The sequence below is a fragment of the Paraburkholderia saeva genome (genome assembly GCF_907164555.1).
Taxonomy (GTDB): domain Bacteria; phylum Pseudomonadota; class Gammaproteobacteria; order Burkholderiales; family Burkholderiaceae; genus Paraburkholderia; species Paraburkholderia saeva.
Genome location: NZ_CAJQZC010000001.1, coordinates 249,520 through 272,974 on the forward strand (window position 1 = coordinate 249,520; position 23,455 = coordinate 272,974).

Annotated in this window: 19 protein-coding genes; 6 read left to right on the top strand and 13 right to left on the bottom strand. The window is 57.3% G+C overall.

All coding sequences use genetic code 11. From position 1 onward, the window contains the following. Window positions 1–69 precede the first annotated feature (69 nt). The 5 genes from cyoD to LPA36_RS01155 form a co-directional block, all read right to left on the bottom strand. Window positions 70–402, bottom strand: coding sequence for a cytochrome o ubiquinol oxidase subunit IV (gene cyoD / locus LPA36_RS01135; RefSeq protein ID WP_228874308.1), 333 nt, complete (start codon window positions 400–402; stop codon window positions 70–72). Next, a complete protein-coding gene (gene cyoC / locus LPA36_RS01140; protein ID WP_407674193.1) occupies window positions 403–1,011 on the bottom strand; it encodes a cytochrome o ubiquinol oxidase subunit III in 609 nt (202 codons plus the stop codon). Beyond that, window positions 1,011–3,020: a cytochrome o ubiquinol oxidase subunit I gene (gene cyoB / locus LPA36_RS01145; RefSeq protein ID WP_228874309.1), complete on the bottom strand. Its 2,010-nt coding sequence runs from the start codon at window positions 3,018–3,020 to the stop codon at window positions 1,011–1,013. Before cyoB ends, cyoC begins: the two co-directional genes overlap by 1 nt. A gap of 3 nt (window positions 3,021–3,023) precedes the next feature. Continuing rightward, window positions 3,024–3,914: a ubiquinol oxidase subunit II gene (cyoA, locus tag LPA36_RS01150; RefSeq protein WP_228874310.1), complete on the bottom strand. Its 891-nt coding sequence runs from the start codon at window positions 3,912–3,914 to the stop codon at window positions 3,024–3,026. A 717-nt stretch (window positions 3,915–4,631) separates the two neighbouring features. Beyond that, window positions 4,632–6,347 carry a hypothetical protein gene (locus tag LPA36_RS01155; protein ID WP_228874311.1) on the bottom strand — a complete coding sequence of 572 codons (1,716 nt, stop codon included), beginning with the start codon at window positions 6,345–6,347 and terminating at the stop codon, window positions 4,632–4,634. A 593-nt stretch (window positions 6,348–6,940) separates the two neighbouring features. On the opposite strand from LPA36_RS01155, the gene LPA36_RS01160 reads away from it, so the two are divergent. From LPA36_RS01160 to LPA36_RS01170, 3 genes are all read left to right on the top strand, one after another. Beyond that, window positions 6,941–8,647 carry a 6-pyruvoyl-tetrahydropterin synthase-related protein gene (locus LPA36_RS01160; protein WP_228874312.1) on the top strand — a complete coding sequence of 569 codons (1,707 nt, stop codon included), beginning with the start codon at window positions 6,941–6,943 and terminating at the stop codon, window positions 8,645–8,647. Window positions 8,648–9,149: 502 nt separating this feature from the next. Next, window positions 9,150–10,496, top strand: coding sequence for a tyrosine-type recombinase/integrase (locus LPA36_RS01165; protein WP_228874313.1), 1,347 nt, complete (start codon window positions 9,150–9,152; stop codon window positions 10,494–10,496). A gap of 104 nt (window positions 10,497–10,600) precedes the next feature. Beyond that, window positions 10,601–11,365, top strand: coding sequence for a hypothetical protein (locus tag LPA36_RS01170; protein ID WP_228874314.1), 765 nt, complete (start codon window positions 10,601–10,603; stop codon window positions 11,363–11,365). Window positions 11,366–11,393: 28 nt separating this feature from the next. On the opposite strand, the gene LPA36_RS01175 is transcribed toward LPA36_RS01170, so the two are convergent. Continuing rightward, window positions 11,394–12,269 (bottom strand): hypothetical protein, encoded by an 876-nt coding sequence (locus LPA36_RS01175; protein WP_228874315.1) that lies wholly within the window; start codon window positions 12,267–12,269, stop codon window positions 11,394–11,396. 91 nt (window positions 12,270–12,360) lie between these two features. Then, entirely contained in the window at window positions 12,361–12,861 is a 501-nt protein-coding gene (locus LPA36_RS01180; RefSeq protein WP_228874316.1) for a hypothetical protein, read from the bottom strand. A gap of 258 nt (window positions 12,862–13,119) precedes the next feature. Between LPA36_RS01180 and LPA36_RS01185 the strand changes: the two genes are divergently transcribed. Continuing rightward, window positions 13,120–13,677 carry a rolling circle replication-associated protein gene (locus LPA36_RS01185; RefSeq protein ID WP_228874317.1) on the top strand — a complete coding sequence of 186 codons (558 nt, stop codon included), beginning with the start codon at window positions 13,120–13,122 and terminating at the stop codon, window positions 13,675–13,677. 298 nt (window positions 13,678–13,975) lie between these two features. On the opposite strand, the gene LPA36_RS01190 is transcribed toward LPA36_RS01185, so the two are convergent. The 3 genes from LPA36_RS01190 to LPA36_RS01200 are packed head-to-tail and all read right to left on the bottom strand — an operon-like array spanning window position 13,976 to window position 17,353. Then, entirely contained in the window at window positions 13,976–14,875 is a 900-nt protein-coding gene (locus LPA36_RS01190; RefSeq protein ID WP_228874318.1) for a plasmid partitioning protein RepB C-terminal domain-containing protein, read from the bottom strand. Continuing rightward, window positions 14,872–15,789 carry a plasmid partitioning protein RepB C-terminal domain-containing protein gene (locus LPA36_RS01195; RefSeq protein WP_228874319.1) on the bottom strand — a complete coding sequence of 306 codons (918 nt, stop codon included), beginning with the start codon at window positions 15,787–15,789 and terminating at the stop codon, window positions 14,872–14,874. The genes LPA36_RS01190 and LPA36_RS01195 overlap by 4 nt, the downstream gene beginning before the upstream one ends. Further along, window positions 15,782–17,353 carry a recombinase family protein gene (locus LPA36_RS01200; RefSeq protein ID WP_228874320.1) on the bottom strand — a complete coding sequence of 524 codons (1,572 nt, stop codon included), beginning with the start codon at window positions 17,351–17,353 and terminating at the stop codon, window positions 15,782–15,784. Before LPA36_RS01200 ends, LPA36_RS01195 begins: the two co-directional genes overlap by 8 nt. A gap of 98 nt (window positions 17,354–17,451) precedes the next feature. Between LPA36_RS01200 and LPA36_RS01205 the strand changes: the two genes are divergently transcribed. Then, window positions 17,452–17,799 (top strand): hypothetical protein, encoded by a 348-nt coding sequence (locus LPA36_RS01205; RefSeq protein ID WP_228874321.1) that lies wholly within the window; start codon window positions 17,452–17,454, stop codon window positions 17,797–17,799. A gap of 1,370 nt (window positions 17,800–19,169) precedes the next feature. Here LPA36_RS01205 and blaOXA read toward each other — a convergent pair. Both blaOXA and LPA36_RS01215 read right to left on the bottom strand, forming a co-directional pair. Continuing rightward, window positions 19,170–19,991 (bottom strand): class D beta-lactamase, encoded by an 822-nt coding sequence (blaOXA, locus tag LPA36_RS01210; RefSeq protein WP_228874322.1) that lies wholly within the window; start codon window positions 19,989–19,991, stop codon window positions 19,170–19,172. 103 nt (window positions 19,992–20,094) lie between these two features. After that, complete coding sequence (locus LPA36_RS01215; RefSeq protein ID WP_228874323.1) at window positions 20,095–20,385, bottom strand: hypothetical protein; 291 nt, start codon at window positions 20,383–20,385, stop codon at window positions 20,095–20,097. Between the two features lie 281 nt (window positions 20,386–20,666). On the opposite strand from LPA36_RS01215, the gene LPA36_RS01220 reads away from it, so the two are divergent. Beyond that, on the top strand, window positions 20,667–21,806 hold the full coding sequence (locus LPA36_RS01220) for an acyltransferase family protein (protein ID WP_228874324.1): 1,140 nt from the start codon (window positions 20,667–20,669) through the stop codon (window positions 21,804–21,806). A gap of 272 nt (window positions 21,807–22,078) precedes the next feature. Here LPA36_RS01220 and LPA36_RS01225 read toward each other — a convergent pair whose 3' ends face one another. Beyond that, complete coding sequence (locus tag LPA36_RS01225; protein ID WP_228874325.1) at window positions 22,079–23,452, bottom strand: DUF4403 family protein; 1,374 nt, start codon at window positions 23,450–23,452, stop codon at window positions 22,079–22,081. Between the last annotated feature and the right edge of the window lie 3 nt (window positions 23,453–23,455).

Sequence of the window (23,455 nt, forward strand, 5' to 3'; positions counted from 1 at the left end):
AGCTGCCGGTTCACGTCGGATTCGGACCTGAATCGGGAACGTGGACCGGCAGGGCAAACGCACGCGGCGTTACCGGGACATCATGTTCATGCTGACGTTGTGCATCACCCACACCGTGCCGCCGATCAGGATGATCGACGCTACCGCGGTGTAGCAGAGTGCCATCACGTTCCAGCGCTGACCCGACGACGTGTTCAGGTGCAGGAAGAACACCAGATGAACGACGATCTGCGCGAAGGCGAGCACAGCCAGCGCAATCATCGCCGACTGCGGCGGCAATGCGCCCCGCATGACCAGCCCGAACGATCCTGCCGTCAGCAGCACAGCGAGTACGAAGCCGGCGAGATAGCCGGAAAGGCTGCCGTGTGCCTCTTCTTCATGCAGCGATTGCGTATGAGCCATTTAGAGCACGCTCCCAAGATAGACGAACGAAAACACGCAGATCCACACGATGTCGAGAAAGTGCCAGAAGAGGCTCAGGCACGCGAGTCGCGTAATCTCGCGTTCCGACAGTTCGGGCTTGATGACGATCTGCACGGCCAGCACGGCCATCCAGATGAGGCCGACCGTCACATGCAGTCCGTGCGTGCCGACCAGCGTGAAGAACGACGAAAGAAACGCGCTGCGGCTGGGGCCGGCGCCTTCGGCAATCAGGTGCGCAAACTCATTCAGTTCGAACCAGAGAAACGCGAGACCCAGCGCGAACGTGAAGATCAGCCAGACCAGTACGACGCCCGGTTTGCGTTTGTGCGCGCCAAGCATTGCAAAACCGTAGGTGATGCTGCTCAACAGCAGCACCGCGGTTTCCAGTGCTACGCCCGGGATATCGAACAGATCCTTCCCGGAAGGACCGCCCGCGAATTGATTCGCCATCACGGCGAACACCGCGAACAGCGACGCGAAGAGTACGCAGTCGGTCATCAGGTACAACCAGAAGCCGAATACCGAATGCGAGGGCGCGTGTTCGCTCTCCATTTCGGCGAGCGTGGCGAGATTGGTTTTTTGCAGCATTACAGGACCTCCGCGGCAGCGGGCAGGTTTTCGGGTTTCGCGTGCACTGCCGTTCCTCGTTTCTCTTCGATCGCCCGGACCGTTTCAGCTGAAATGGTGTAGCCGTCGTTGTCGCCGAAGCTTCGACCGATGATCGTCGCCATGATGGCAACGAGCGCGACGATCGCGAGCCACGTGATGTGCCAGACGCCGGCGAAACCCAGCGCGAGGCTGAACATGCCGATCAGGAAACCCGCGCTGGTGTTGGACGGCATGTGGATTGGCCGGTAAACCGTTTCCTTGCCGGGACCCTGTCCGCGTTCCTTCATGTGCGCGAACGCGTCGAGTTCATGCACCACGGGAAGGGTCGCGAAGTTGTAGACCGGCGGTGGCGACGACGTGGCCCATTCGAGCGTACGGCCGCCCCACGGATCGCCCGTCACGTCGCGGTATTCCGGCAGTTTGCGGTTGCGCACGCTCACCACGACCTGTGCGACCTGACACACCACACCGAGCGCGATCAGCACGACGCCGCATGCGGCGGCGATCAGCCACGGATGCCACGCCGGGTTGTCATAGTGATTCAGACGCCGCGTCATGCCCATGAAGCCGAGTACATACAACGGCATGAAAGACGCGTAGAACCCAGTGAACCAGAACCAGAACGCGCACTTGCCGAGTTTCTCGTTCAACTTGAAGCCGAACGCCTTCGGGAACCAGTAGTGGACGGCCGCCAGATAGCCGAACACCACCCCGCCAATGATGGCGTTATGGAAGTGAGCGATCAGGAACAGACTGTTGTGCAGCACGAAGTCTGCACCCGGGATTGCCATCATCACACCCGTCATGCCACCGATCGTGAACGTGATCATGAAACCGATCGTCCATAGCACTGGGGCGGAAAATTCGAGCCGGCCACGATAGATTGTGAACAGCCAGTTGAACACTTTCACGCCGGTTGGAATGGCAATGACCATGGTCATAATGCCGAAGAACGCGTTGACGTCAGCGCCGGAACCCATCGTGAAGAAATGGTGCAGCCACACGAGGAACGCCAGCACCGTAATGACGCAGGATGCGTACACCATCGTCCGGTAGCCGAACAGCGGCTTCTTTGCGAACGTCGCGATGACTTCGGAATAGATGCCGAACGCCGGCAGCACCAGGATGTAGACCTCAGGGTGACCCCATGCCCAGATCAGGTTCAGATAGATCATCGCGTTGCCGCCGGCATCGTTCGTGAAGAAGTGCATGCCGAGATAACGGTCCAGACCGAGCAGCGCGAGCGCGACCGTGAGAATCGGGAACGTGGCCATGATGAGCACGTTCGAACACAGCGCGGTCCACGTGAACACCGGCATTTTCATCAGCGACATGCCGGGTGCGCGCATGCGGATGATCGTCACGAAGAAGTTGATCGCCGTTATCAGTGTGCCGACGCCCGACAGTTGCAGGCTCCAGATGTAATAGTCGACGCCCACGCCCGGACTGAACTGAAGCTCGGACAATGGCGGATACGCGAGCCAGCCGACCTGTGCGAATTCACCGATCACAAGCGACAGGTTTATCAGGATCGCGCTGATCGCCGTCATCCAGAAGGAGAGCGAATTCAGGAATGGGAAGGCCACATCGCGCGCGCCGATCTGCAGCGGCACGATCAGGTTGAAGAGCCCCACCATGAGCGCCATCGCCATGAAGAAGATCATGATGACGCCGTGCGCGGTGAAGATCTGGTCGTAGTGGTGCGGCGGCAGGTACCCCGGCGAATTGTAGGCGAGCGCCAGTTGCAGGCGCATCATCACGGCGTCGGCGAAGCCGCGCACCAGCATCAGCACGGCGACCACGATGTACATCACCCCGATCTTCTTGTGATCGACGCTGGTGATCCACTCGCTCCACAGCCATTTCCACTTGCCGAACCACGTCAATGCGGCGAGCGCGGCAATGACGAGGATCGCCATCAAGGCGCCCGCGCCCATGATGATGGGCTGATCGAACGGAATCGCCGAAAGTGTCAGTTTTCCGAACATGTGTTACCCCTTCGTACTGCAATTGCTGTTCTGCAGATCGAGAACATGGCCGTTGTTGTATTTCGCAACGATGTTGCGGAAGAGCCTCGGGTCGATCGAGGAGAAGTAGCGCACAGGCGCTTTCTCACCCGGCTGCGCCACCGTGTTGTATTCATTCATGTCGAGCCGGTCAGACGACGCCTTGACCGCTTTTACCCACGCGTCGAATTGTTCCGGGCTCGTGGCGAGTGCACGGAACTTCATGTCGGAAAAGCCCTTGCCGCTGAAGTTGGCCGAGACGCCGGCGTAGTCACCCGCTTCGTCCGCGACGAGATGTAACTGCGTCTGCATTCCTGCCATCGCGTAGATCTGGCTGCCCAGTTGCGGAATGAAGAACGAGTTCATGACCGAATCGGACGTGATCATGAAATGGACGGGTGTGCCGACCGGAAATGCCAGCTGGTTGATGGACGCGATGCCGAGATCGGGATAGATGAAAAGCCATTTCCAGTCGAGCGCCACGACTTCGACGTTGATGGGCTTGACCGTCGACTCGATCGGACGGTACGGATCGAGTTCGTGCGTCGTTCGCCAGGTCAGCACCCCGAGACACAGGATGATGATGGACGGCACCGTCCAGATGACGACCTCGATCGCCGTCGAGTGCGCCCACTTCGGCGCGTATTTCGCGCGATGGTTGCTCGCGCGGTAGTGCCACACAAACCACAGCGTCATCAGGATGACGGGCACGACCACAATCAGCATCGTGAATGTCGCCGTGCCGATCAGGGATTTCTCCGCTAGACCGATGCTGCCTTTCGGATCGAGCACGTCGAGCTTGCAACCCGAAAGACATGCGGCCACCGCGCCTCCCAGGGGCGTCAGCACCCTGGTTTTAAGGACTCCCTTGTTCATGATATTTGCCTGCTTTTCATTGAGCCCTTGCGGAATTCGCCGTGTTTTAGCGACCCGCCCCCCACGCACCACGGTGCGTATGCCGCCGGATTCTATGAAAGGACGCGTAGGCGGATGTTGATCTCGACCAGGGTATATGCACTTCAGTTGTCTTATTGATCGAACAGGTTGATGTCGCGCCGTGGGGCGAGCGCGAGGAGGTTGCTCGTGGCGTCGGCGGGGGCGCCGCGAAGGCCTGGATCGACATGGCGAGGGCGCCGTCGAGTCGCGGGACAAGTTGGGCAAGATGCCCAAAGAGGAATGCTGGGTCGCTGCGTGACAACCGCTGTCTGCCGACAGGCGATTTCAGTGGCGGCAGTGCGGCTGTAGCCGTCCAGTCTAAAGCCGCCCGACGTGGCGCCTGCCGTCCGCGTTCTGCTCCATTTTCAGGCGGTGCCGAACTGCATCCGCCGCCGGATGCTCGCGCCGCCGCGAGCAGGCGGGATGGGCAATCGCTTTCTGCATCATCGTTGTGTCGACGAGCGACAAGGGGCCGCGCGAGCCGGTCGTGCAGGGTGCGCGACGGGGACCCGTGATTCCGTCTGGTTACATCGATGCAGTCGGCTCGCTATCCCCGGCGTTTGTCCGCGTTTTCCTCGCAGCAGGTGGGGGGGGCCTCCATTTGTCACCGCCCGTTGGCTTCGACTCATGGACCCCGCGCGGCTCGCTTCAAGACCTTCAATGCGATGCGAGGGCTGTTACCCGTGTGCTTGCATTCAACGAAACAGCTTTTCCAGTTGGCGGCATGGCAGGATCAACAAGTTCGAGGCGATAGAAGCTAACAGGAGATGAGGGGGGGTGAAACTCTTCGGCGACTCGCACGTTGTCCCCGGCCGGGGGCAAGTGTTTTGGATCATAGTAGCCGTGGTCGGGAAGTACGCTGACCCCCCGGGACACGAGGCTATTCCACGCACCAATTTTCTGTCGTCTACGCAGTTCATCCGGACTTGATGCCAATCCGGTAATGCTGTCGCCAGGCAGATCCAGCAGGTAGACGAACGCGCCATCGAGATTGTCGATGATTTTGATTTTGGGATCGCGACCCAGCAGGTACGTGCGAATGACATCGCTATTTTTCCACAAACTGTATTCCGTTTCTGAATACGTTCCTGACGACTTCATGAAACTTATCTCGTTGGGTATGCGGAAAATGATAATCGACAGGCAGACTGCCAGGACGATCTGCGTTGCCTTGTGGTTAGCTTTCACGAAAAACCCGATTGCGAACGCAAAAATGGTATTGCAGATGGCTATTATCTCAAAGTCGTACCAGTAACCCTGATTTAAAAGGGGAACAAAGGCCAGAAGAAAGATAGATTTAAACAGGACGAACCAGCCAAATAAAAATGAATACCGCCTCAATGATGGTTCGTCAGTCTTTATTTCCTTATATTTCCATCCGGAGATTATGCAAATAATTCCGACAAGGAAGGAAAAGAGCAGCGGGTAGATGCGGCACGCATATATCCACCACCAGCCGTTGTCGGGCAGCGGAAATAAAACTGCACGCAGGTTCAGATGCAGGGTCGATGCGTATATATTGGAAAATGACAGCTTCGTGGTTCCGCTTACCGGGAGGAGTGTCCCGACTGTAAAATAATTGTACGCAACGTAAAGAGTGACAGGAATGGCGGTAATCCAGAATATTTTTACCAGTGAATTTGCTTTGTCGCGTAACGAAAATCTCTTTTGAAGCAGGATGAAAAAAGTGATCGCAGCAACGAGAAAGACATCGTCCAGGCGACAAAGTACGATCAACGGAAGAAGTAAGCGACTCGAAAACGGAAAAACGCTTTGTATATCGAGCTTTGTTTTTTGCCCCTCAGTCTGGGCGTGGTATCTCGATATCAGGCTTGCGAAGAACGCGGCCCATAGCGCCATGGAGAGCGGCGTTTCCATGCCATTGATTGCGCTGTAGGGCGAAAATGTATAAAGCAGACCGGGGTCGCTGAAGAAATGTCTCCGCGGTTCGAAAAATACTGAATATGCCCCCAAAAAAAATACTGCTGTTGCGACGATGCCCGTCCACGTACCCAGTACTTTTATGAAGACGCTTGACATCAGAACATAGGCAATGCAGACGAACAATACAGACAATGCGAAAGTGGCGTATACCTGATTGTGATGGGATACCGAGAATACCTTGAATATTAGAATAAGAACGGTTTCCCATAAAGGGTGAAATCCATTTATAGGCGCTGTTCCATCAAATGTTGGAATGCCGTATTTTAAATAGTTGTTCGCAATTCCCATGTAATACATCGAATCGCTGGCGAGGAAGTTGAATATGGTCTCGTTCCCGAGGGAGAACAGACTTTCCACGATGGGTGCAAGCAGAAGAATGGCCATGATGGCCGAAGGAATGATTACCCTGCTTATCCAGATTTTTTTCATGATTTCTCGAATTGTTAATTCGAACCGGCAGCGTCCAGCGGCGGTGGAGCGCGCGCGGAAATAACAGATTCATTCACGCCGAATCTGCCATATGCATCTGGGCCGCGTTCGCCGGCTGGAGCCTTCGGTACATTGATGCCAAAGCCCGCGTGACTACTCCGTTGCGGCGCGGAATGTTGAGGCTAGCCTATGGTCGACGTTTGCCGCTGTAAGTGCGGACACCCACACTGGGACAAGGTCAGGGGCGCACCTGTCGATTACGGAAGGTCGCGCCGGTTCGAAGGCCCTGTTTGTAGAAATCAAATCATTGCTGGTGGCCTGACAGAAGCGGCTCAGTCGATGTTTCCGTCGCAGACACGGCTGTCCGTCACGCGTTCCCGTTGGGTCGCTTCGCGACGCGACTGGGCGCACCAACTGGAGCCACATCCCCCCGGTCATCTGAATGCGCGATTTTGTGTCGGCTGGCGCACGCAACGGTTCAAATCGTGGTTTTAATATCGGCTGGGCTACCACGGTAGGGTGGCGACCCCGACGTCCGTCGCCGCATGTAAAGGATGCTGCCGAAACCCCAGGTCAACCTCGCTGAGGTGTACATGACCCAAGCGCCCTGTTCGGACCCGAGTGTTCAAGAAGCGTTATCCCAGGACGAGTTCCACCGGGCCCGGTATGTTCCGGGCGCGAGGTTTCTGGCGACGACTATCGGGGTTCTGCTGTCGGTTTATGTGGTTACGGTATTGTTCGGGCCGATCGTATGGGGATGGGACACCTACAGCAGTTTTGCGCGGCTTCACGACGCTACCGTCGCCCTCAGGGCTGGCGATCTCTTCCCGGTCTGGACACCGGCGAACGCCAACGGCTTCGGTTCCCCTGTCACGTTTTTCTATCACAAGCTCTTTAGTCTGGTCGGCGCATTCTTCACGATCGCTACCGGCGATGCTGTGACTGGATTCCGGCTTGCGGTACTGCTCTTTTCGACCGTCATGTTTTATGGCGTCCAGGCGTGCGCGGGCAGACTTGGTGCGGATACGACATCCCGGCTCGTGATTGCTACAGCCAGCCTTTACGCACCGTTTGCGCTACGCAATCTCATTGAAGGATGTGATGTAGCCCAATATGCGGCGATGTCGATCATCCCGCTGATTCTCGCGATCGTGATTGACCTTCAACTGGGTCGCTTCCGAAAGTGGCAGGGTGCGGTGCTGTTCGTCCTGCTGTCACTGCTCATATTGGCTCACGTGCTGATATTCGTCGGCGTAATCGGCTTGCTTCTTCTATTTGCCTTTCATCAGGTGGCGGTGTCAGGAAAAGGGCGTTGGCCGTTCGTTGTCGGAGCCGGTGCAGCGCTTCTGGCGTTTGTCGTACTCGTCTACGTGCCGTTCGTTTTCTGGTCGGTGGAATTCTGCCCTGATCAGGCGAAAATTTTTGGTGCGCCCGACCGGAATGTGATGTCATTCCAGTCGGTATTCTCACCTTTCCCAGGCTCGTTCACAGGATGGCCGCTGTTTGCGCTACTGGCCGGAATGGTGATCCAAATATGCCGGCCGAAATCGCCGCGCATAGTCATCGCGTTCGGTATGGTCGCACTCGTGCTGACTCTGCTGGTAACCCGGATTGGCATACCTTTCTGGCGGGCCTCGCATCTGCTCGACTTCGTGCAGTTTCCGTACCGACTGCTGACGATCGCGATGCCAATCTGCTTCGTCGCGGTTGCGGGCCTGATCGAACGATTGCCATTTGCGGCAAAGCGGCGCGTCCAGTTGGGACTGCTGGTGATTGCCCTGTTGCATGCAGTTGCCGCAACCCATCTTTATCTGAATACCTTTCCAACGGTAGCGCTTGCGACGCTCCGCCAGGAACTACCCTTGACCGGCACCGCTGCGGAGGTTCGCGTTAGCCCTGACGCTGGCGGCGAATATTTTCCCGCCGCTTTCCAGTCGCAACTTGCGCGTATCGTAGTCTGGAAGGTTTCGCCGAACACCGTACTGCCCGCGCCCCGATCGCTCGTGGAAACTGCTGGATGCACATACGAGAACACGCCACGGCCCACGTACTTCAACGAGCTGCGGGTATCCGTTGTCTGCCCGACCGCAGGCCATCTCCGCGTCAACCAGTTTTCAACGCCATTTCTCTACAGCGTTGCCACTGGTTCGGAGGGAGCGATTGTCAAGCCGGTTGCTAATGATCAATTTATCGATTTTGCGTTGCCGGCGGGTCAATGGAACGTCGTCGTAAAGGAGCGAACCTATCTGGACCTCGTGTTGATGGCCTGGCGGGCGCGGCTTTCGCGGTACGGTATCTAACTTTGGCCTGAAGCGCTGACCGTATCCCTGCCTCGTCCCGCAAGTTGTACGAGGGGTTGCGGCTTGGTGAAGGAGGCGTATGGTATCCCGAATTCTCTTTGCCGCAGGTGCGTGTCGCGCGCACGGTTGCCGGACGGCTTCCGGATCTTCTTGAGGGACTTTATGGCCTTCTAACTTCCGCTCTTTACGGGCGATCTCAAAGGTGTCGATGTATGTTCCCGCAGCGGCATATCTTTGCCCGTAAAGGGCAAAGAAAAAGGGCTTGCGACGCTAACGCGTGCAAGCCCTTGAATCTTTTGGTAGGCCGTACGGGATTCGAACCTGTGACCAACGGATTAAAAGTCCGAGAAACATCGAATTCTTTCATGTGGATTGATTTCCATCTAGATGCCCGTCTGCTCTGATGGGTAAGGGTTTGCAGCCTCTTCTGCGGACTTTTGTGTTGACTAATGTGGACTGAATTCCTTAGCATTTGCCTACATGGTGCCTACACGGGGGATGGGTGAGTAAACAGAATTTCACGGCGGCTCGGGTCGATGGCTTCCAGTGTGAGCCGGGCAAGCTGCAAACGATCTACTGGGATGCAAAGACGCCGGGATTCGGGCTGCGCGTTACGGCTGCGGGGGCGAGAGCGTACATCTTCGAGTCCCGCCTGTTCGGTAAGACGATCCGGATGACGATTGGGGATGTCCGGGCATGGGATCTTGGGCGGGCACGTACCGAGGCTGCCCGTCTGAAAACGCTAATCGACGACGGCAAAGATCCGCGCGAGGTCCGGGCGGAGCAACAGGCCGCCCATGAGGCACGTCGTGCCGAGGCCCGGCGGCAAGATGCTACGTTTGGTGTTGTGTGGGAGGAATACCTGGAGAGTCGTAAGCCGTTCTGGGGTGAGCGCCACTACCGCGACCACCAACAGCATGCGGACGAAGGAGGCCAGCCAAAGAAGCGCGGCAAGGGTGTAACGCAACCCGGTCCTTTGGCGGTGCTTCGCCCCCTAAAGCTGTCCGAGTTGACCAGTGAACGGATCGCCGGATGGCTCGCGGCCGAATCGCGGGAGCGGCCCACGATGTCTGCGCTGTCGTTTCGCTTGCTTAGAGGATTTGTCCGCTGGGTGGACGACACGCCAGCTTTCAAGGGTATCGTTCCAGCCGATGCCTACAAGGCCCGGGATGTTCGCGACGTTATCCCTCGCGTCAAGGCGAAGGATGGCGATTCGTTGCAGCGGGAGCAACTGCCGGTGTGGTATCGCGAAGTTCGCCAGATTGCCAATCCAGTTCATAGCGCTTACCTGCAAGGATTGCTGATCACTGGGGCGCGCCGGGAAGAGTGGGCGGGGCTGCGCTGGGAAGACGTCGATTTCCGCTGGCGGAGCCTCGTGCTGGACGATAAGGTGGAGGGAACCGGGGGGCGGACCATTCCGCTGACTCCGTACCTCGCGACTCTGCTGATGAACCTGAAACGGCTGAACGAGACCCCGCCGGACCGGCGGCAACTTGCACGCCTCAAGGAGCGGGGCGAGGAGTGGATGCCATCGGAATGGGTCTTTCCCAGTAAGACGTCGGAAGACGGCAAGATTGCCGAGCCGCGCATCGGACACAACAAGGCGTTGGCAGCTGCCGGCCTTCCGCACCTCACGTTGCATGGCCTGCGCCGTTCGTTTGGGACGTTATCGGAATGGGTCGAGGTGCCGGTTGGCGTTGTGGCGCAGATACAGGGACACAAACCGTCCGCAATTGCCGAGAAGCATTATCGACGTCGTCCGCTCGACTTGCTGCGAATGTGGCATGACAAGATCGAATCATGGATGTTGGAACAAGCTGGAATTCCGTTTAACGTCGACGCGGCCTGATCTTGGGTGTGGATGGCCGACGCCCCCCGGCCTGACGCATCTGCTGCCAATTAGGTGTCGGCTAGAATGGTTGCCATTGACTATTCGAACGGAACGACCGGGCTATGGCGGAACACCATTCACCACAAGGACGCATTGCTGCCGCAATGCAGCTTTATGCCGTGTTGAAAGAGTGTCTTGCTCGCTCGACGTGGACGCCGGTCGAAGGGGCGCTGATCATGTCGGGTATTCTCGCGCCGATTGGTTGCGAGGAGATGCCGGAAAGCGGAGTAGGGCTAGATGGCGCACCACTCATCAATGCCGGTCATGCTCGTTTCCACTGCGCACGCCGAATCATGCGCGAATGGCACGAGTGGGCCAGCGAGCAGGAGGGAATCGGAGGGACTACTCCGACGAAGATGACGCCGCACCAGTTCATCGATTGGTTTGAGCGCGAAGAGATCGAGACGGAGTGGTTGCCGTTGTTCATCGATGTCATCGTCGGCAAGCCGGCTTCTGGACAGGTCGACTTCATCCCATCGCAAGTTGTCGAATGCGCCGCGCAGTCCATGGCGATAATTGATTCGATGCGGGCGGTGCTAGGTGGGGCAACGCCGGTCGCATTGCCTGCACTGCTACCTGAAGTTTCGGCCAGCCCCCGGAAGTCGGCGGCTCGCGTGCCGATGCCGATTCCCGAGAATCGGGACTCCCTCTCTACGGAAGAGTTTGCAGCGGTGATGGCTGTTGATCCTCAATCCATTCGCAAGCGATATTCCAGCGAGGGAAGCTACCACGGCGTCCGGCCGGTCAAACTGGCGAACCGCCGGGTGCTTTGGCCTGTTGATGCGGTGAGGCAGTTGCGCAATGGCGATATTGTCGGCGAGGAATAGGACGTCCCTGGTAATTGAGCAATTTAGCTCAGGTTGGCGCGTCCGGCGCTCGCTCTCCATCCAAGCCATTGATTGCAGCATTCCGGATTAATCGCTCGATTATCTGCCGTCTTGTCAGGCCATACTGCGCAACCAAGCCCTCCAGTTGGTCGCGAACCTCTTCAGATAACGCAAAATTACTTTGCTTCTTATCCTTGAGGTTGGCTCTTGCCTGTTGCCGCTTTAATTCCTGCTTGATTTTCTCGATATGAAATTGCCTTTCTTCAAGGCTGAAATCTTGGGTATCGAGGAAAAATAAAATATCGTGAAGTTTGGAAAACCTCGCACTTGCGTGCAGAGAGCGAGCATGCTCTTTTTGATACCAGTCCCATGCCGCCTCGCATTTTTGCTTTTCTTTCCCATTCTTGAACCAGGCGTAATGCCTGTCTAGTTCAAGGTGGTGATTCCAGTCCGATTTCAACCGCGCCAGTCGCCGTTGCTTGTCCGTGATCGGAATATTCCATGAGTCAATGAGTGCGACAGCCGCTTCTCTCTGGTTCAGTCCCGGTGGACACTCGGAGCGAGGCGTTTCGTATTTTTTTTCGATCTCATGTATTAGCCAATTAATCTGTCTCCCGCGTTTCTCGATCCACTGGAGGTCCTCTGCATTCAACAGTTGGGTTGTTCTCTGGTCGTGCAGAGGATTCGCGAGCCCACATCGACGTACGATAGCGGCCATGTCTTGATACATGGCCTGCATACCGAATTTGTCGTTATCAAGTCCCGTCAATCCTAACCGCTGCTCACGGTCGATATCCCTTAGGACCATCCATAGCCACGTCACCGTTCTGTCGTCGAGCGTCCAGTCGGGAAGTTCGCGGCGGAGTGTTGCGCGCCTCGAGTCATTGAAGATTGTTATTGTCATTAAATGTCAATTGAATAAATAAATTAAATGCACTTGCGCATTTCGGGCAGCAATACACTGCTGAATGTATCGGAAATTGATCAAGAATAGATCAGATCCTATCCAGAAAATACACTGGAAATACATGGACAAAATTTAGTGCTCCATTCATGCGGTTCGTGGTTTGGTGGCGTCCAGGCGGGAAGTTGGCACGGATGCACCTTTGGGTGCCGCCAGCTGAAGATGCATCGTAGTGTACGAGGAACGCGACCGTCCAGTAAAAATCATCGGTGCCCCGAATGGTCTGGATCGACTCGGCAGTAGCGATGCCAGCTTGGCCCGCAACAGGCGCGCTGCGGGCCAGCGCCGATTCACCATCTGAAAGTACATTGCCGGAGGCGCTTTCCCAAAGCCCGTTCCATTGGGCGGCTACCGCGTGGCCTAGGTCGAGCAGGAAATTCAGGATTGGATCAAGGTGCGCATTGAAGCGGGCGATGCCGGTAACTTGGCGGTAGGGCAAGCTACGATCGGAAAGGAGGATCCCTTTCCGACTCAATTTATGCCGCAGCAGCAGAATAAATACCCATACGAAAAATACACAAACATTAGCCAAAGGCTGCTCATTCGTAGCAGGGGCTTTCGGAGGAAAGTCTACTTAATCATAGTCGTCGTCGTTGCTTCTTATGGAATAAATATAAGAAGAGAATAAGAAGTAAGTCAAGCGACACTCAGTCTCTGATTGACGAGGAGAGCAATCACTCGACATTGCCATCAAAATAGAAATGAAGATGACGTAGGCACAACGACTACGCACAAACGATAAATTCATATCACCATAGCCTATAAGCTGAACTACAACCGGAGATTCAGCATGAATGGCAAACATAAAACAAACCGACTTGAAGATCGAGGTATCGAACTGGAGAAGTGTGCGTACGAGAGACGATCCCGATACCTGATTATCTTCTTGACTCTCAACTATAAGCCAGAATACCGCGAGGATATGACGATTGACGATTTACGTCGTCATCGCAATAGGTTATTCAAAAATATGGAATGCAACGAACTGCTGGGAGGTATCAACGCTTATATCTGGAAGATCGAAGAAGGTCCAACTTCTGGTTTACACATCCATTTGCTCATTTTTTACTCAGGCAATCATCGAGCAGACATTCACATCGCACAGCGCATCGGGGAGTATTGGGAGCGGATCGCCACCCGTGGATTGGGCGCGTACTGGAGCAGCAACGGCGAGAAGGATCGTCTCATCGCTCGCGGACTGGATGTCGGTGTAGGCCGGATCGACCGTAACGATATGAGAGGGCGAGAAGCCGTTCGGATGATCATCCGATATCTGGCACAGCCTGGGCAGGAACTGGATGAGCTCCCCTGGCATGGGCGCACATTTGGTACGTCACGGTTGGATTGAGCGCTCTCGGCGATCGTGCCAGCACCGTCGCGCGGAGATGAGGTGGAGCGGGCCTTCGCATTGGTGATCGCATCCATGTGCCGGCTTGAACGCCGACTAGCTAGCCAGTGAGGATCGATGGCGTTTCATCGATAGCTCCCCCGTTCGACTGCTAACAAAATGCTACGCGCCGACCAAATATGCATCTTGCATAAGGCGCGGTTGGTCAGGAAATGGTAGTCAAAGCCTCGGCTGATAGAATCAAACGGATCAGAGCTATGCCTTGAATCTGCAGGCAAGCTGTTATCCGACTGTCTTGTCATTCACGGTCCGGCATGCGGTTGTCTGCGGCAATGGCCTCCATGGTTGCGGCCACGCTCGCGAGCGAATCTTTGTGGTGGCGCTTCAAGTGCCCGTGGATGTTTTCGTTGCGCAGAAGCCGGCTCATAAAGCCCTTAGCGACCACCAACGAGAGCATAGTGTCGCCGACCGTGTCCTCCACGGTCTGGCAGTCCTGGCGCAAGCGGTCCATTTCCGCCTCCATCCGGGCGAGCTCTTCGGGTGAAACGTTCACTTTCTTTATCGGCTTCGCCTTGTCCGACAACGCGTCCGGGCGGCTCGTGACATAAATCATTTCGGCGTAAGTCGAGCTGAACCTGTTCGCTGCGGTCATCATTTCGGCAGCCTCGATCTGCCGGAAGGGCCTCATTTTTCTCAAAGTAGAGAAGACCGCCGGCGCCACCTGCCGGTCTTTCAGCAAAGCGGCCGCTTCCGGCGCCACGCCGTCAAGCAAATGGGCGCGTTCGCGAATGCGCCTCACGTCCATTTGCAGGACCTCCGCGATCCGCTGCTCAGACGCGCCCTTGGCGAGTGTCGCGCGGATCATTCGATGCTCCTGCACCGCCGTCGTCCGGGTTATCTGCCGGTTGAAGGTGAACCCCTCGTCATCCGTTGAAATCATGCATGGCGCCGTTTCTCGCCCTAACTGCTTCAAGGCTTCGAGCCTCAGGCGGCCATCGAGGAGATCGTATTCGCCGGCCCGCTGATTCGACCGATAGACGGCGAGCGGCTCGATGATTCCCAACTCCGCCACGGAACTGAGTATCGTGCGGAATTTGGGCGTGGACAAAACAGTCGGCGCAAGCGGTGCGCCGGGTTTGATCGCGCCGAGCGGCACTTCGATGATTTCCGGCTCGAAGCCGTGCTTCACGTTTGTCATGGCATAAGCTCCGGGGGGATTCGGCTCGCCAACGCCTCAGGAATGTCCAAGATGTTCTCGGCCCTCATCAAAGTCCGAAAGTGGTCGTCTGCCAAGAATTTTCTAAGAGCGGAAGTCATGATGAGCAGCCGCTCTTCTTGGATTCTCGCGTTCTTCACGACCATCTGCCGGCGGCGCACTTCGGTTTGGTAGGTCTTCAACAGTTTTTGCGGGGTCGGCTTGTCCTTCGGTTGCGGCTTCTTGGAATGGAACGCTTTGCCGACCGCATCGCGCTTGCTGATAACCTTTCGGACGCGCATGAGTTGCTCGCCCTTTAACGTGCCCTGTTCGTAGGCCGAGACCATTGCGGCTTGCACCTCCTCGCTGGGCGAGCGCGCGATGTCCATCGCCAGCCACATCGGCACCACTTTCTTTTCGACCGCGCGGAGCAATCGCTGCTCCCCGTTATCGAGCAAATGCAGAATCCCATTGATATAGCTCGGATCCAGATTGGTCTTTCGCGAAATCTGCTCCGTGCTGTATCCCTTGGCTCTGAGGACTTGAAGGCCGCTCAGAAGCTCCTCGGTCGTGTGCCGCCGCCTCGCCAAGTTTTCGGCAAGCGTGATGAGGAAGCGCTCGATCTGGTCGGCTTCGACCACACAGCATGGAATCATCTGCTCGCCTAAGGCCTTCAACGCTTCCAGGCGCCCTTGTCCGCACAATACCTCATGCCAGTCGCCAGATTCGTCGCGGCCTCCGTAGGCAACCGTTATAGGCCGCTTCAAGCCAATGGTCGCGATGTTCTCCACCAACTGCGCGAACAGGTGCGGATTGCGCGTTCGCGGGTTAAGGACACGCAGCTGCGTCACAGGTATGAGTGAAATCGTCTCGCTGCGCGTCAGCGCCGCAGCCAGCCTGTCAATTCGGTCATTCATACGAGACTCCCTTCAAAGGAACCCTGCGTGCGAGATGGGCAAGCATCGAAAGGTCTTCGAAGCGGTAGGCTTCGAATCCGTAATCGTTGTGGTCGCCGAGCCTGACGAAGTCTGACCGAACGTCGATTGCCGGAAGCAAGAAGAAATCACGAATGGAGAGCGCGTCAAACTCCATCCGAACAGCGACGGTTATGTCCGGCCGCAACACGTTGTCGAAACGGATGATCCAGCGGTTTGTCCCCGCGGCTGTTGGGCGGCACCTGGACAGCGCGAGCGAGACGCGAAATTCCTCGTTCACCCACAAAAGCCCCGTCCCCTCGTCGCGCTCCACGCGGGCGCCGGCTTCCGACATCGCTTGCATCGCTTGGCCGACCACCTCGGGATGCAGCTCGCGAAGCCTACGGTTGATTTCAACATAGCGATAGTCTCTGTCCGGGGCGTAGCCGATCAGGTCGTACGTGCGCAACAGGCTCCCAAAACGGCTCGCGTATGCGCTGCTTGACGGGCAGGCCGGTGCCTCGTCGATCACAATCCCAGACAAGTAGCCGTTGCGCAAAAGCAGCTTTCGCAACGCGTCGAGCATCTGGTCGTCGCTCAGGCGATAGGAGCGCGCTAGGATCATTTGACGGGCTGCCTCGAACATCAGCCTGTCGACGATCGGCGCGAAAACGCGCTCTGCTCGGACCCAAGAAGCGGGCGGATTTCTGACTCGCTCTTGTTTGAGCTTGAACGACGTGCGGTTCCAAACGTTGTCTCCGACATACTTTTCGTTGATCAAAATCTGGTGCACCGTGCCGCGCGTCCAAGGCGACCCACGGTCGGTCCGCAGGCCATCTTCATTGAGCGCCGCCGCGATTTCGGACTCGGTCCGCCCCTCTTCGACGAACTGCCGGTAGATCCCTTGGACGGCCGTAACCTCTTCCGGAGGTCCAGGCGCGAGGATGACGCGATCGGTCTGGATAGACTTGTGCTGTCTGCGGCGCAACTCGCCTTTGACGGCTCCCGCTTGGTCGACAAGGACGCGGCGCAAGCCATAGCCGGCCGGCCCTCCTTGGCGGTAGCCACAGCGAATCAGCCGGCTCTGTCCCGCATGGACCTTCACCCCCAACTCGCGGCTGTATTCGCCAGCCATGCTTCGCTTGAGGCTTTTGATGAGGCTGGAGACCGGACTGCCGTCGTTTTCGAACTGCTCCGCGCAGTAGAGCACGCGAACGCCGGCATGCTTGCACCTGACTTCATAGCTGGCGCTTTCGTCGGGGTCTTGGAACCGGCCCCAGCGGCTTACGTCGTAGACCAACACGACCGAAAAATCAGCGGTTCCGGATTCGACATCCCGAAGCAAAGATTGCAGCGCCTCGCGTCCTTCGAGCCGGAGCCCGCTCTTTCCCTCGTCCGCGTACGTGCGCACAATCTCATAGTTGCGCGACTCCGCGAAGGCCGCGATCACGTCCCGCTGATTTTCGGTCGAATATTGCTGATGCTCCGTCGACATTCGCACGTATGCGGCGGCTCGCGACCGCGCGTCATTTGATTGCGAACCGTCTTTGAGTTTGGACCGGCTCATCCCGCCTCCCTTGGATCGCCGATTGACGGGCCGCGCAAAAACCCGCGCGACGCGTTTTATTCGTGCTTCCAGGAAATATAGTTTTGGAGGTTGGAAAAATGTTACCCAAAACAAGCAAGAAGTTGCGCGATCAACAACAAGAGAAAATAGGCGCTGAATATCCGCTCGCCATTGCCATGGCGCTGAAAAAGGACTTCGGCGATTCGCGGCGGATGATAAAGACGTTGGAGAGGTGGACTGGCGCAAGCGGACGAACGGTGCAAAACTGGCTTTCGGCGGTTCGCGGCCCCAGCGGACCGCACTTGTTGGCCCTAGCCAAGCATTCGCCCTCCGTCCATTTCACCTGTCTGGCGCTCGCCGAACGCGCCGATCCGACAGCGCGGAACGTTGACACAGCCATCGCGTTGATTCGGGAGGCAATGGCCCTGCTGTCCGGCGACGAATGACGAGGCGGCGGAGCCAAGCTCCGGCCGTCATCGCCAGACGGCGTTGCATTTTGCAGCGCCGAGTTCGTGATCAGGCTTGCTTGAGAGCCGCTCGTCGTTCAAGAAGCTCGCGACGACGGCGATCGGTTTCCTCGTTCAGCTTTTTCCGATCTGCGAAAAACACTCTCGCTGTCTCAATGCTGGCTCGCAACTCAGCGGCTGTTGGCGTGGCCGTGCTGGTGTCCGCCGACGTGTCGTGGAAGGCGAAATAGGAACACAACGTGCCATCGCTTCGTCAATTGTCACGTAGCCTTCGTCGGTGAGGACCACAGCCCGGAGCCGCTGAGTCGCGACACCAGGCCGAAAGCGGACCACCGTTTCATTGAGGATTGCCTTCTCCACTCCGCGCTCCCACGTTTCGCGTAAGCGACCGTATGCGGCTTGGAAAATGGTTTCGCTGCGCCCGATGTCTCCGTTCCGCAGAACCTCGTCGGCCTCATTCGACATGTTCTTGTTGCCGTCCGGTATCGTATAGCTGCGAAAGCAGCCGCCTGCCGGAGAGCAGCGCGAATTCATTTTCAGCCAAGGTCTTCGGCGGGGAGTTCGCCCCAGTCGCCGTGGATATGCCGCGCTAGGAGGCGTACCGGGTGAATGCCAACGGCATTGGAACAAACGCTGGCGATGCGACCACCACATCGTGTTTGATTGGGGGCCGCCTTGATCATGTGCCCGAACCCACTTGTGCAGCTGGTTGGCGTTCACGCCGGCCTTCAGGGGGAGGTCCGATAGTGAGACGCCTAGCCGCAGACAGGCTTCGACCAGACGTCGCTTGTCCGCCAGGTCAAAGCTTCGCTTGCCGCTGACGCCAAACCGTGTCACGCGCATGGGCAAAAAGCTCGGCTCATCTTCTGTCATGGATTGCATCCGCAAAGCTGGGTTGCGGACGCAATCGTGAGCCTTCTCAATAACGGAAGCTAGGTGTGTGGAATCGCGCGCTTACAAAGTTTCCACTTCATTTGAGGGATTCCGTTTCGGAGTTTAAGGGGGGCGGAAGCTAACCGTCCTCACATGAAAGCCGCCTGCACGGCTGGAAGCCCCGCTGGTCATAGGTTTAAGGGGGGCGGCGCAACCTATGGGTGCAAGCTCTTAGCCAGCTAAAGCGACGGATGTGGCGGATGGCCTGATCAGCGGTTTGGCTCCGAAATCCCTCCTCGCGGAGAACTACACTGCAAGCGCTAATCTGGTGCGAGGTTGCGCCGAGGATGACAAACCGTTTGCTGTGACGTTCTTCGACCGAAAACGCGGAACGTCTCGTTAGTCTCGCAGACCGAAATCGACTCACAAGGGATAGTCAGCTTTCCACGAAGCGGACATTCAACGCACGGACGAATTCAACTTTTCGAGGCCGCAAGAGGCGCGATCTGGTTGTGAAATTCGGACAGAAACGCGTCGCGAGCGCGCAATCCGACTGGCGTTTTCTGCGGTCCCGTACCGTCGTCCTGTATCAGTCTCGCGAACACAAGGGTCTTGCCGTCACGCCGCGCCCATCCAACGAACCATCCCCAGCCGCGCGTCGTGTCGTCTGACCCGTCAGCGTTGGCGGGGAACCCGGTGCCGGTTTTTCCATGGACGTCCCACCCGTCCGAAAGCCGAGCGACTTCCGTTATCTGTTCAGTCATCGCGAAGGCATGCTCGCTTGCGGGCAACTTGCGATTCACTAATCTGGTCAGAAAGGCTACCTGCTCCAGCGGACTAATTTGAAGCGATGAGTCGATCCATGCATGAGTCAATCCGTCGGGGTGGCGCCCGTCGCCTGCAACGTCCGCGTTACCAAAATCGAATTTCTTCGCGTAGTCTGCAAAGCGGCTCATGCCTAGCGATTTCGTTACCTGTTGAGAGAACCAGACTACCGAATATTTGATCCAGCGAGTCGGATCGGTTGGTTGCTTCCATGCTGCGCCGCCCCAATCTGGATAACCTTCCTGAAACTGAAGTGTCGGGGTATGGGCGTCTTTCAGAAAGCCTGAATCGTATCCCATCAGGCTGATGGCGATCTTGAAGGTCGATGCTGGAGTCGTGCGTGTAGAACAGTGCCCCTGTTCCACCAGTATTTTGCCGCTGCCCGGATCGCTAACGACTGTGCATATCGTGTGCGCATTGACTGAAGTGGCAACGCTTGCAATCGCAGCGGCCAGAAGCATTCGATGTTTCATCACGTCTCTTTTCTGGTTGGCATGGGTAGAGGCGTTATCTCTCGCCTCATTGGAGCCAGGGCCGTCGGCGACCGGTGCAACGCCCCACTATGAAGGCGAAGCGTCACCGGACGCTATCCCGGTGTATCACGAACGTTTCGGCGCGGGCGCCATAGTGCTTCGTCACCTCGGCGTCGGCCATCAGTTCGGACGACCTCAGGATTGGTCCCGCCACCCTATACAGTCGATCGGGATCAGGACCGTACATATACAAATACCCATCATTGCCGTCGATATGAAACTCCGTCTCACCAAGTTCGCCAACACCCGCACGTTTTATTGCACTTTCCAGTCGCTGTTCGAGGACCCGAATTCGCGCCCGGTCCTTGGGGTAGTAATCGAAATGGACCATCATTACCGGTCCTGGTGGCCTCTGTGGCTGTTCGGAAGCTGCGCTGCCTGCGAACAGAACTATGCATAGGCCCACGACAAATACTTTTATTCTCAACATGGGTGCGATATCGTCTGCAAGATGAAAATCAATTGTCGACGATGTGGACAGTCGCGTCGAGCATCCTTGTGTGGCCGCACCCGGACCCACGATACGGCTGGGTCTGCTGATGCAACTATGCGCTGGCGCGACGCCTTCATGCAGGCGCTACCCACGTCCGCAGATGCGCCGCTGGGACGGCGCCCGTGAGCCCGCCCCCCCGCAATCCGCTTATCGACGCGCTGCGCGGCGTGTCGATCCTGCTCGTTTTGCTGCATCACTTCAACATAGCGTACGTATTGCGCGATACGGCCGTCGCACGCGCATTCGGCTGGGACGCCGTGCATGCCGTGGTCAGGAACGGCAACTATGGCGTCACGATGTTCTTCGTCATCTCCGGCTACCTGATCACGTCAAACGCACGGCGCCGATGGGGCTGTCTCGCTGCAATCGATGCGCGAACATTTTATGTGTCGCGAATCGCGCGCATCATGCCGTGCCTGCTCCTGTTGCTTGTCCTCGTAAACGGGCTTGCGGCGGCAGGCGTGCCGATGTTCAGCAATCATGCGCCGCTCGGCGTGCCGGTGTCGTTCTGGCTCGTCAATTTCGCGTCGTTGACCTTCTGGATGAACGTGCTGATCGGCTCATATGGCTGGGTCAATTACGCGCTCGGCGTGCTGTGGTCGCTGTCGGTCGAAGAGGTGTTCTACCTGTCGTTTCCACTGCTTTGCATCGCGCTGCGCCGCGATGGGCGACTGCTCGCGTTCTGGGCGTTCGTCGTCGCGATTGGCCCGTTATATCGGGCGACGCATTCTAGCGACGAAGGCGGCTTCCTGTACGCATACTTCGCGTGCTTCGACGGAATCGCGATCGGCTGCTGTACAGCGCTGCTGGCCGACCGGCCTCTGTGGCGCGCAGTCACGATGCGCACAACGCAATGGCTGACGGTCGCCGGAATGGCCGTTCTCTATCTTGCGTGGCCCATCGCGCAAAGCCACGTCTTCGGCGTGACCGGCATCGCACTCGGCACGGCCGTGCTGCTGATCAACGCGCACGCGAGCGGTGCTGCCGGAAACGTTCGCCTGCTGGCGCCGCTACGCTGGAGCGGCAAACTCAGCTACGAGCTTTATCTGTTCCATCTCGTTGTGCTCGGCGGACTTCGCACGCTGTATCCACCATTGGCGACGCAAGGTAATGAGAAACTGCTGTTACTCGGCGTTTATCTGGTGCTGTCAGCTGCCGTGAGCACACTGATCGCGCGAGGCTATGCGATGCCGCTCGATCGCTTTGTTAAGCGGAAGTGGCTTCGTGCCTCGGCGCAAGTTCCGGACGGCGCTCGCGTTTGACGCTGCGATGCGGGTTCTTATCAGTTGCATCGATTGTCAGCGATCTGGACATCAACCGCGAATGGCCGAATGTGGCCGCACAGAGTCCCACGTTGCCTCCGACGTGGTGGCCTCGGACACGCTTTCATGCGCCCGACATAAGTCGACCCTGAACGGCCAGTCCGATCTCTCGATATCGGCCATTCAACGTCGGGACTCTTTCATCTCTGACCTGCGGTCGCTCAGTCCCATGACGCCGTCGCGATGTGCACCGTCCAATCCAAGATGGTGAGTCAATGTATGGCGGCATTCACAGTTCCGTTGAGTACTGCTCGGGCCAGAAGCCCATCAGTCTGAGCGGAAACCGCTATTCCGGATATTGGGGCCACTCTGCCGCTGAGCGTAACGTGTGCACCTACAGACTGGTTAAGCGCTTTTTGCAATTGAGTCTGCGCGTCTTCGAGCGAGTGATCAATCTTGTAGTGCGCGCGCGACTGCAGATCGCTCTTCAATGCGCTATGAAGAAACCAGTCCGCCGCCTCGAGCGCTTTGCTTGTGTTAGCCGTGTAATCGACATTCTTGATCTCGATCTCCTGCGTCGTGGGATTGAATTGCGGCACGCCGTGTAGATAGATCGTCCCCCTTACGGAGCCGTCGACCCCGGCCGCAAGATACACGTCGTTGCCCGCTCCGAAAACCGTGACCTTTTCGAGTGTTACAGTGGCCAACGGGAATCCTAAAAATGTACGCTTGTAGGAGGGATGTTCCTTGCTGATGAAGTCGGCCATCACTTTGTTGGTGGCGGCCCACGTCACCCAGCCGTTCAATGCGACGCGAAAAGCGTTTGAGGCTGGAGCAGTTGTCAATGGCGGCAGGGGGGCATTGTCCGAAGGCGGAGTCGTGGCCGAGACCACCACCTCAGGATTGGCCTGTAGCTGGGCGCCCAGACTGATCGCGTCCCCGTTGATGGAGATGTTGGACGCGGCAAAATTGCGCGGGTGGACGAGCAACCAGACCGGAGGATTCTGATTCAGCTTGATCGGCTTTTGCAGATCCACCCACGCTTGCGTCGCCTGCTGCACGAAATTGGTAGCTGAAGACAGATACGCGGGCAACTGTCCGCTGAATTTCCCGATCGCATCGTTAGCCTTTCCTTGAATAAAGCCGCTGAAATCGTGATTGATAAAGGTCGCATTACACGCGTCCACGGCACGAGCGCCGATCACTGGCTTGCCATCGAGATGCCAGGCGGGATCCCATGTCAGGACAGAGTCGAAAGAGACGATCGCTCGCTTCTGCGGATCACTGCCAAAGCCGCACGATACTTGTCCAATTCCAAAGGGGCCGCCACACCGCCAGCCCCCTTGGTAATACAGCGTTGCCTCGACATGGATCTTGTTCTCCGTACCCGAGCAGCGCACTTGATCGGCCGGGTCGTGACGAAAGTAAATTCCATACTGCAAGCAATCATGTCCGCTCGGATTCTCCGCTAGGGTTTTGGGAATACGCGCGCCAAGCTGAGAGCACATTTGCGAGAGGCTGGCATTGGCGACGACGGATATCGTCGACTCCGCGAGCGGCGGAATCGCCGACGAGCTGGCGGTGGCTGGCGGCTGAACCGTTATCTGAGCAGCGAAAGCTGGGGACGACATCATGGCCACGGCCATCGG

Bases quoted from the DNA above. Each gene is read 5' to 3' on its own strand.
- LPA36_RS01200 (WP_228874320.1), bottom strand. From the start codon at position 17,353: ATGAGCCGGTCCAAACTCAAAGACGGTTCGCAATCAAATGACGCGCGG.
- cyoD (WP_228874308.1), bottom strand. From the start codon at position 402: ATGGCTCATACGCAATCGCTGCATGAAGAAGAGGCACACGGCAGCCTT.
- cyoA (WP_228874310.1), bottom strand. From the start codon at position 3,914: ATGAACAAGGGAGTCCTTAAAACCAGGGTGCTGACGCCCCTGGGAGGC.
- cyoC (WP_407674193.1), bottom strand. From the start codon at position 1,011: ATGCTGCAAAAAACCAATCTCGCCACGCTCGCCGAAATGGAGAGCGAA.
- LPA36_RS01190 (WP_228874318.1), bottom strand. From the start codon at position 14,875: ATGACAAACGTGAAGCACGGCTTCGAGCCGGAAATCATCGAAGTGCCG.
- LPA36_RS01215 (WP_228874323.1), bottom strand. From the start codon at position 20,385: ATGATGGTCCATTTCGATTACTACCCCAAGGACCGGGCGCGAATTCGG.
- LPA36_RS01185 (WP_228874317.1), top strand. From the start codon at position 13,120: ATGAATGGCAAACATAAAACAAACCGACTTGAAGATCGAGGTATCGAA.
- LPA36_RS01170 (WP_228874314.1), top strand. From the start codon at position 10,601: ATGGCGGAACACCATTCACCACAAGGACGCATTGCTGCCGCAATGCAG.
- blaOXA (WP_228874322.1), bottom strand. From the start codon at position 19,991: ATGAAACATCGAATGCTTCTGGCCGCTGCGATTGCAAGCGTTGCCACT.
- LPA36_RS01195 (WP_228874319.1), bottom strand. From the start codon at position 15,789: ATGAATGACCGAATTGACAGGCTGGCTGCGGCGCTGACGCGCAGCGAG.
- LPA36_RS01160 (WP_228874312.1), top strand. From the start codon at position 6,941: ATGACCCAAGCGCCCTGTTCGGACCCGAGTGTTCAAGAAGCGTTATCC.
- LPA36_RS01225 (WP_228874325.1), bottom strand. From the start codon at position 23,452: ATGGCCGTGGCCATGATGTCGTCCCCAGCTTTCGCTGCTCAGATAACG.
- LPA36_RS01175 (WP_228874315.1), bottom strand. From the start codon at position 12,269: ATGACAATAACAATCTTCAATGACTCGAGGCGCGCAACACTCCGCCGC.
- LPA36_RS01155 (WP_228874311.1), bottom strand. From the start codon at position 6,347: ATGAAAAAAATCTGGATAAGCAGGGTAATCATTCCTTCGGCCATCATG.
- LPA36_RS01205 (WP_228874321.1), top strand. From the start codon at position 17,452: ATGTTACCCAAAACAAGCAAGAAGTTGCGCGATCAACAACAAGAGAAA.
- cyoB (WP_228874309.1), bottom strand. From the start codon at position 3,020: ATGTTCGGAAAACTGACACTTTCGGCGATTCCGTTCGATCAGCCCATC.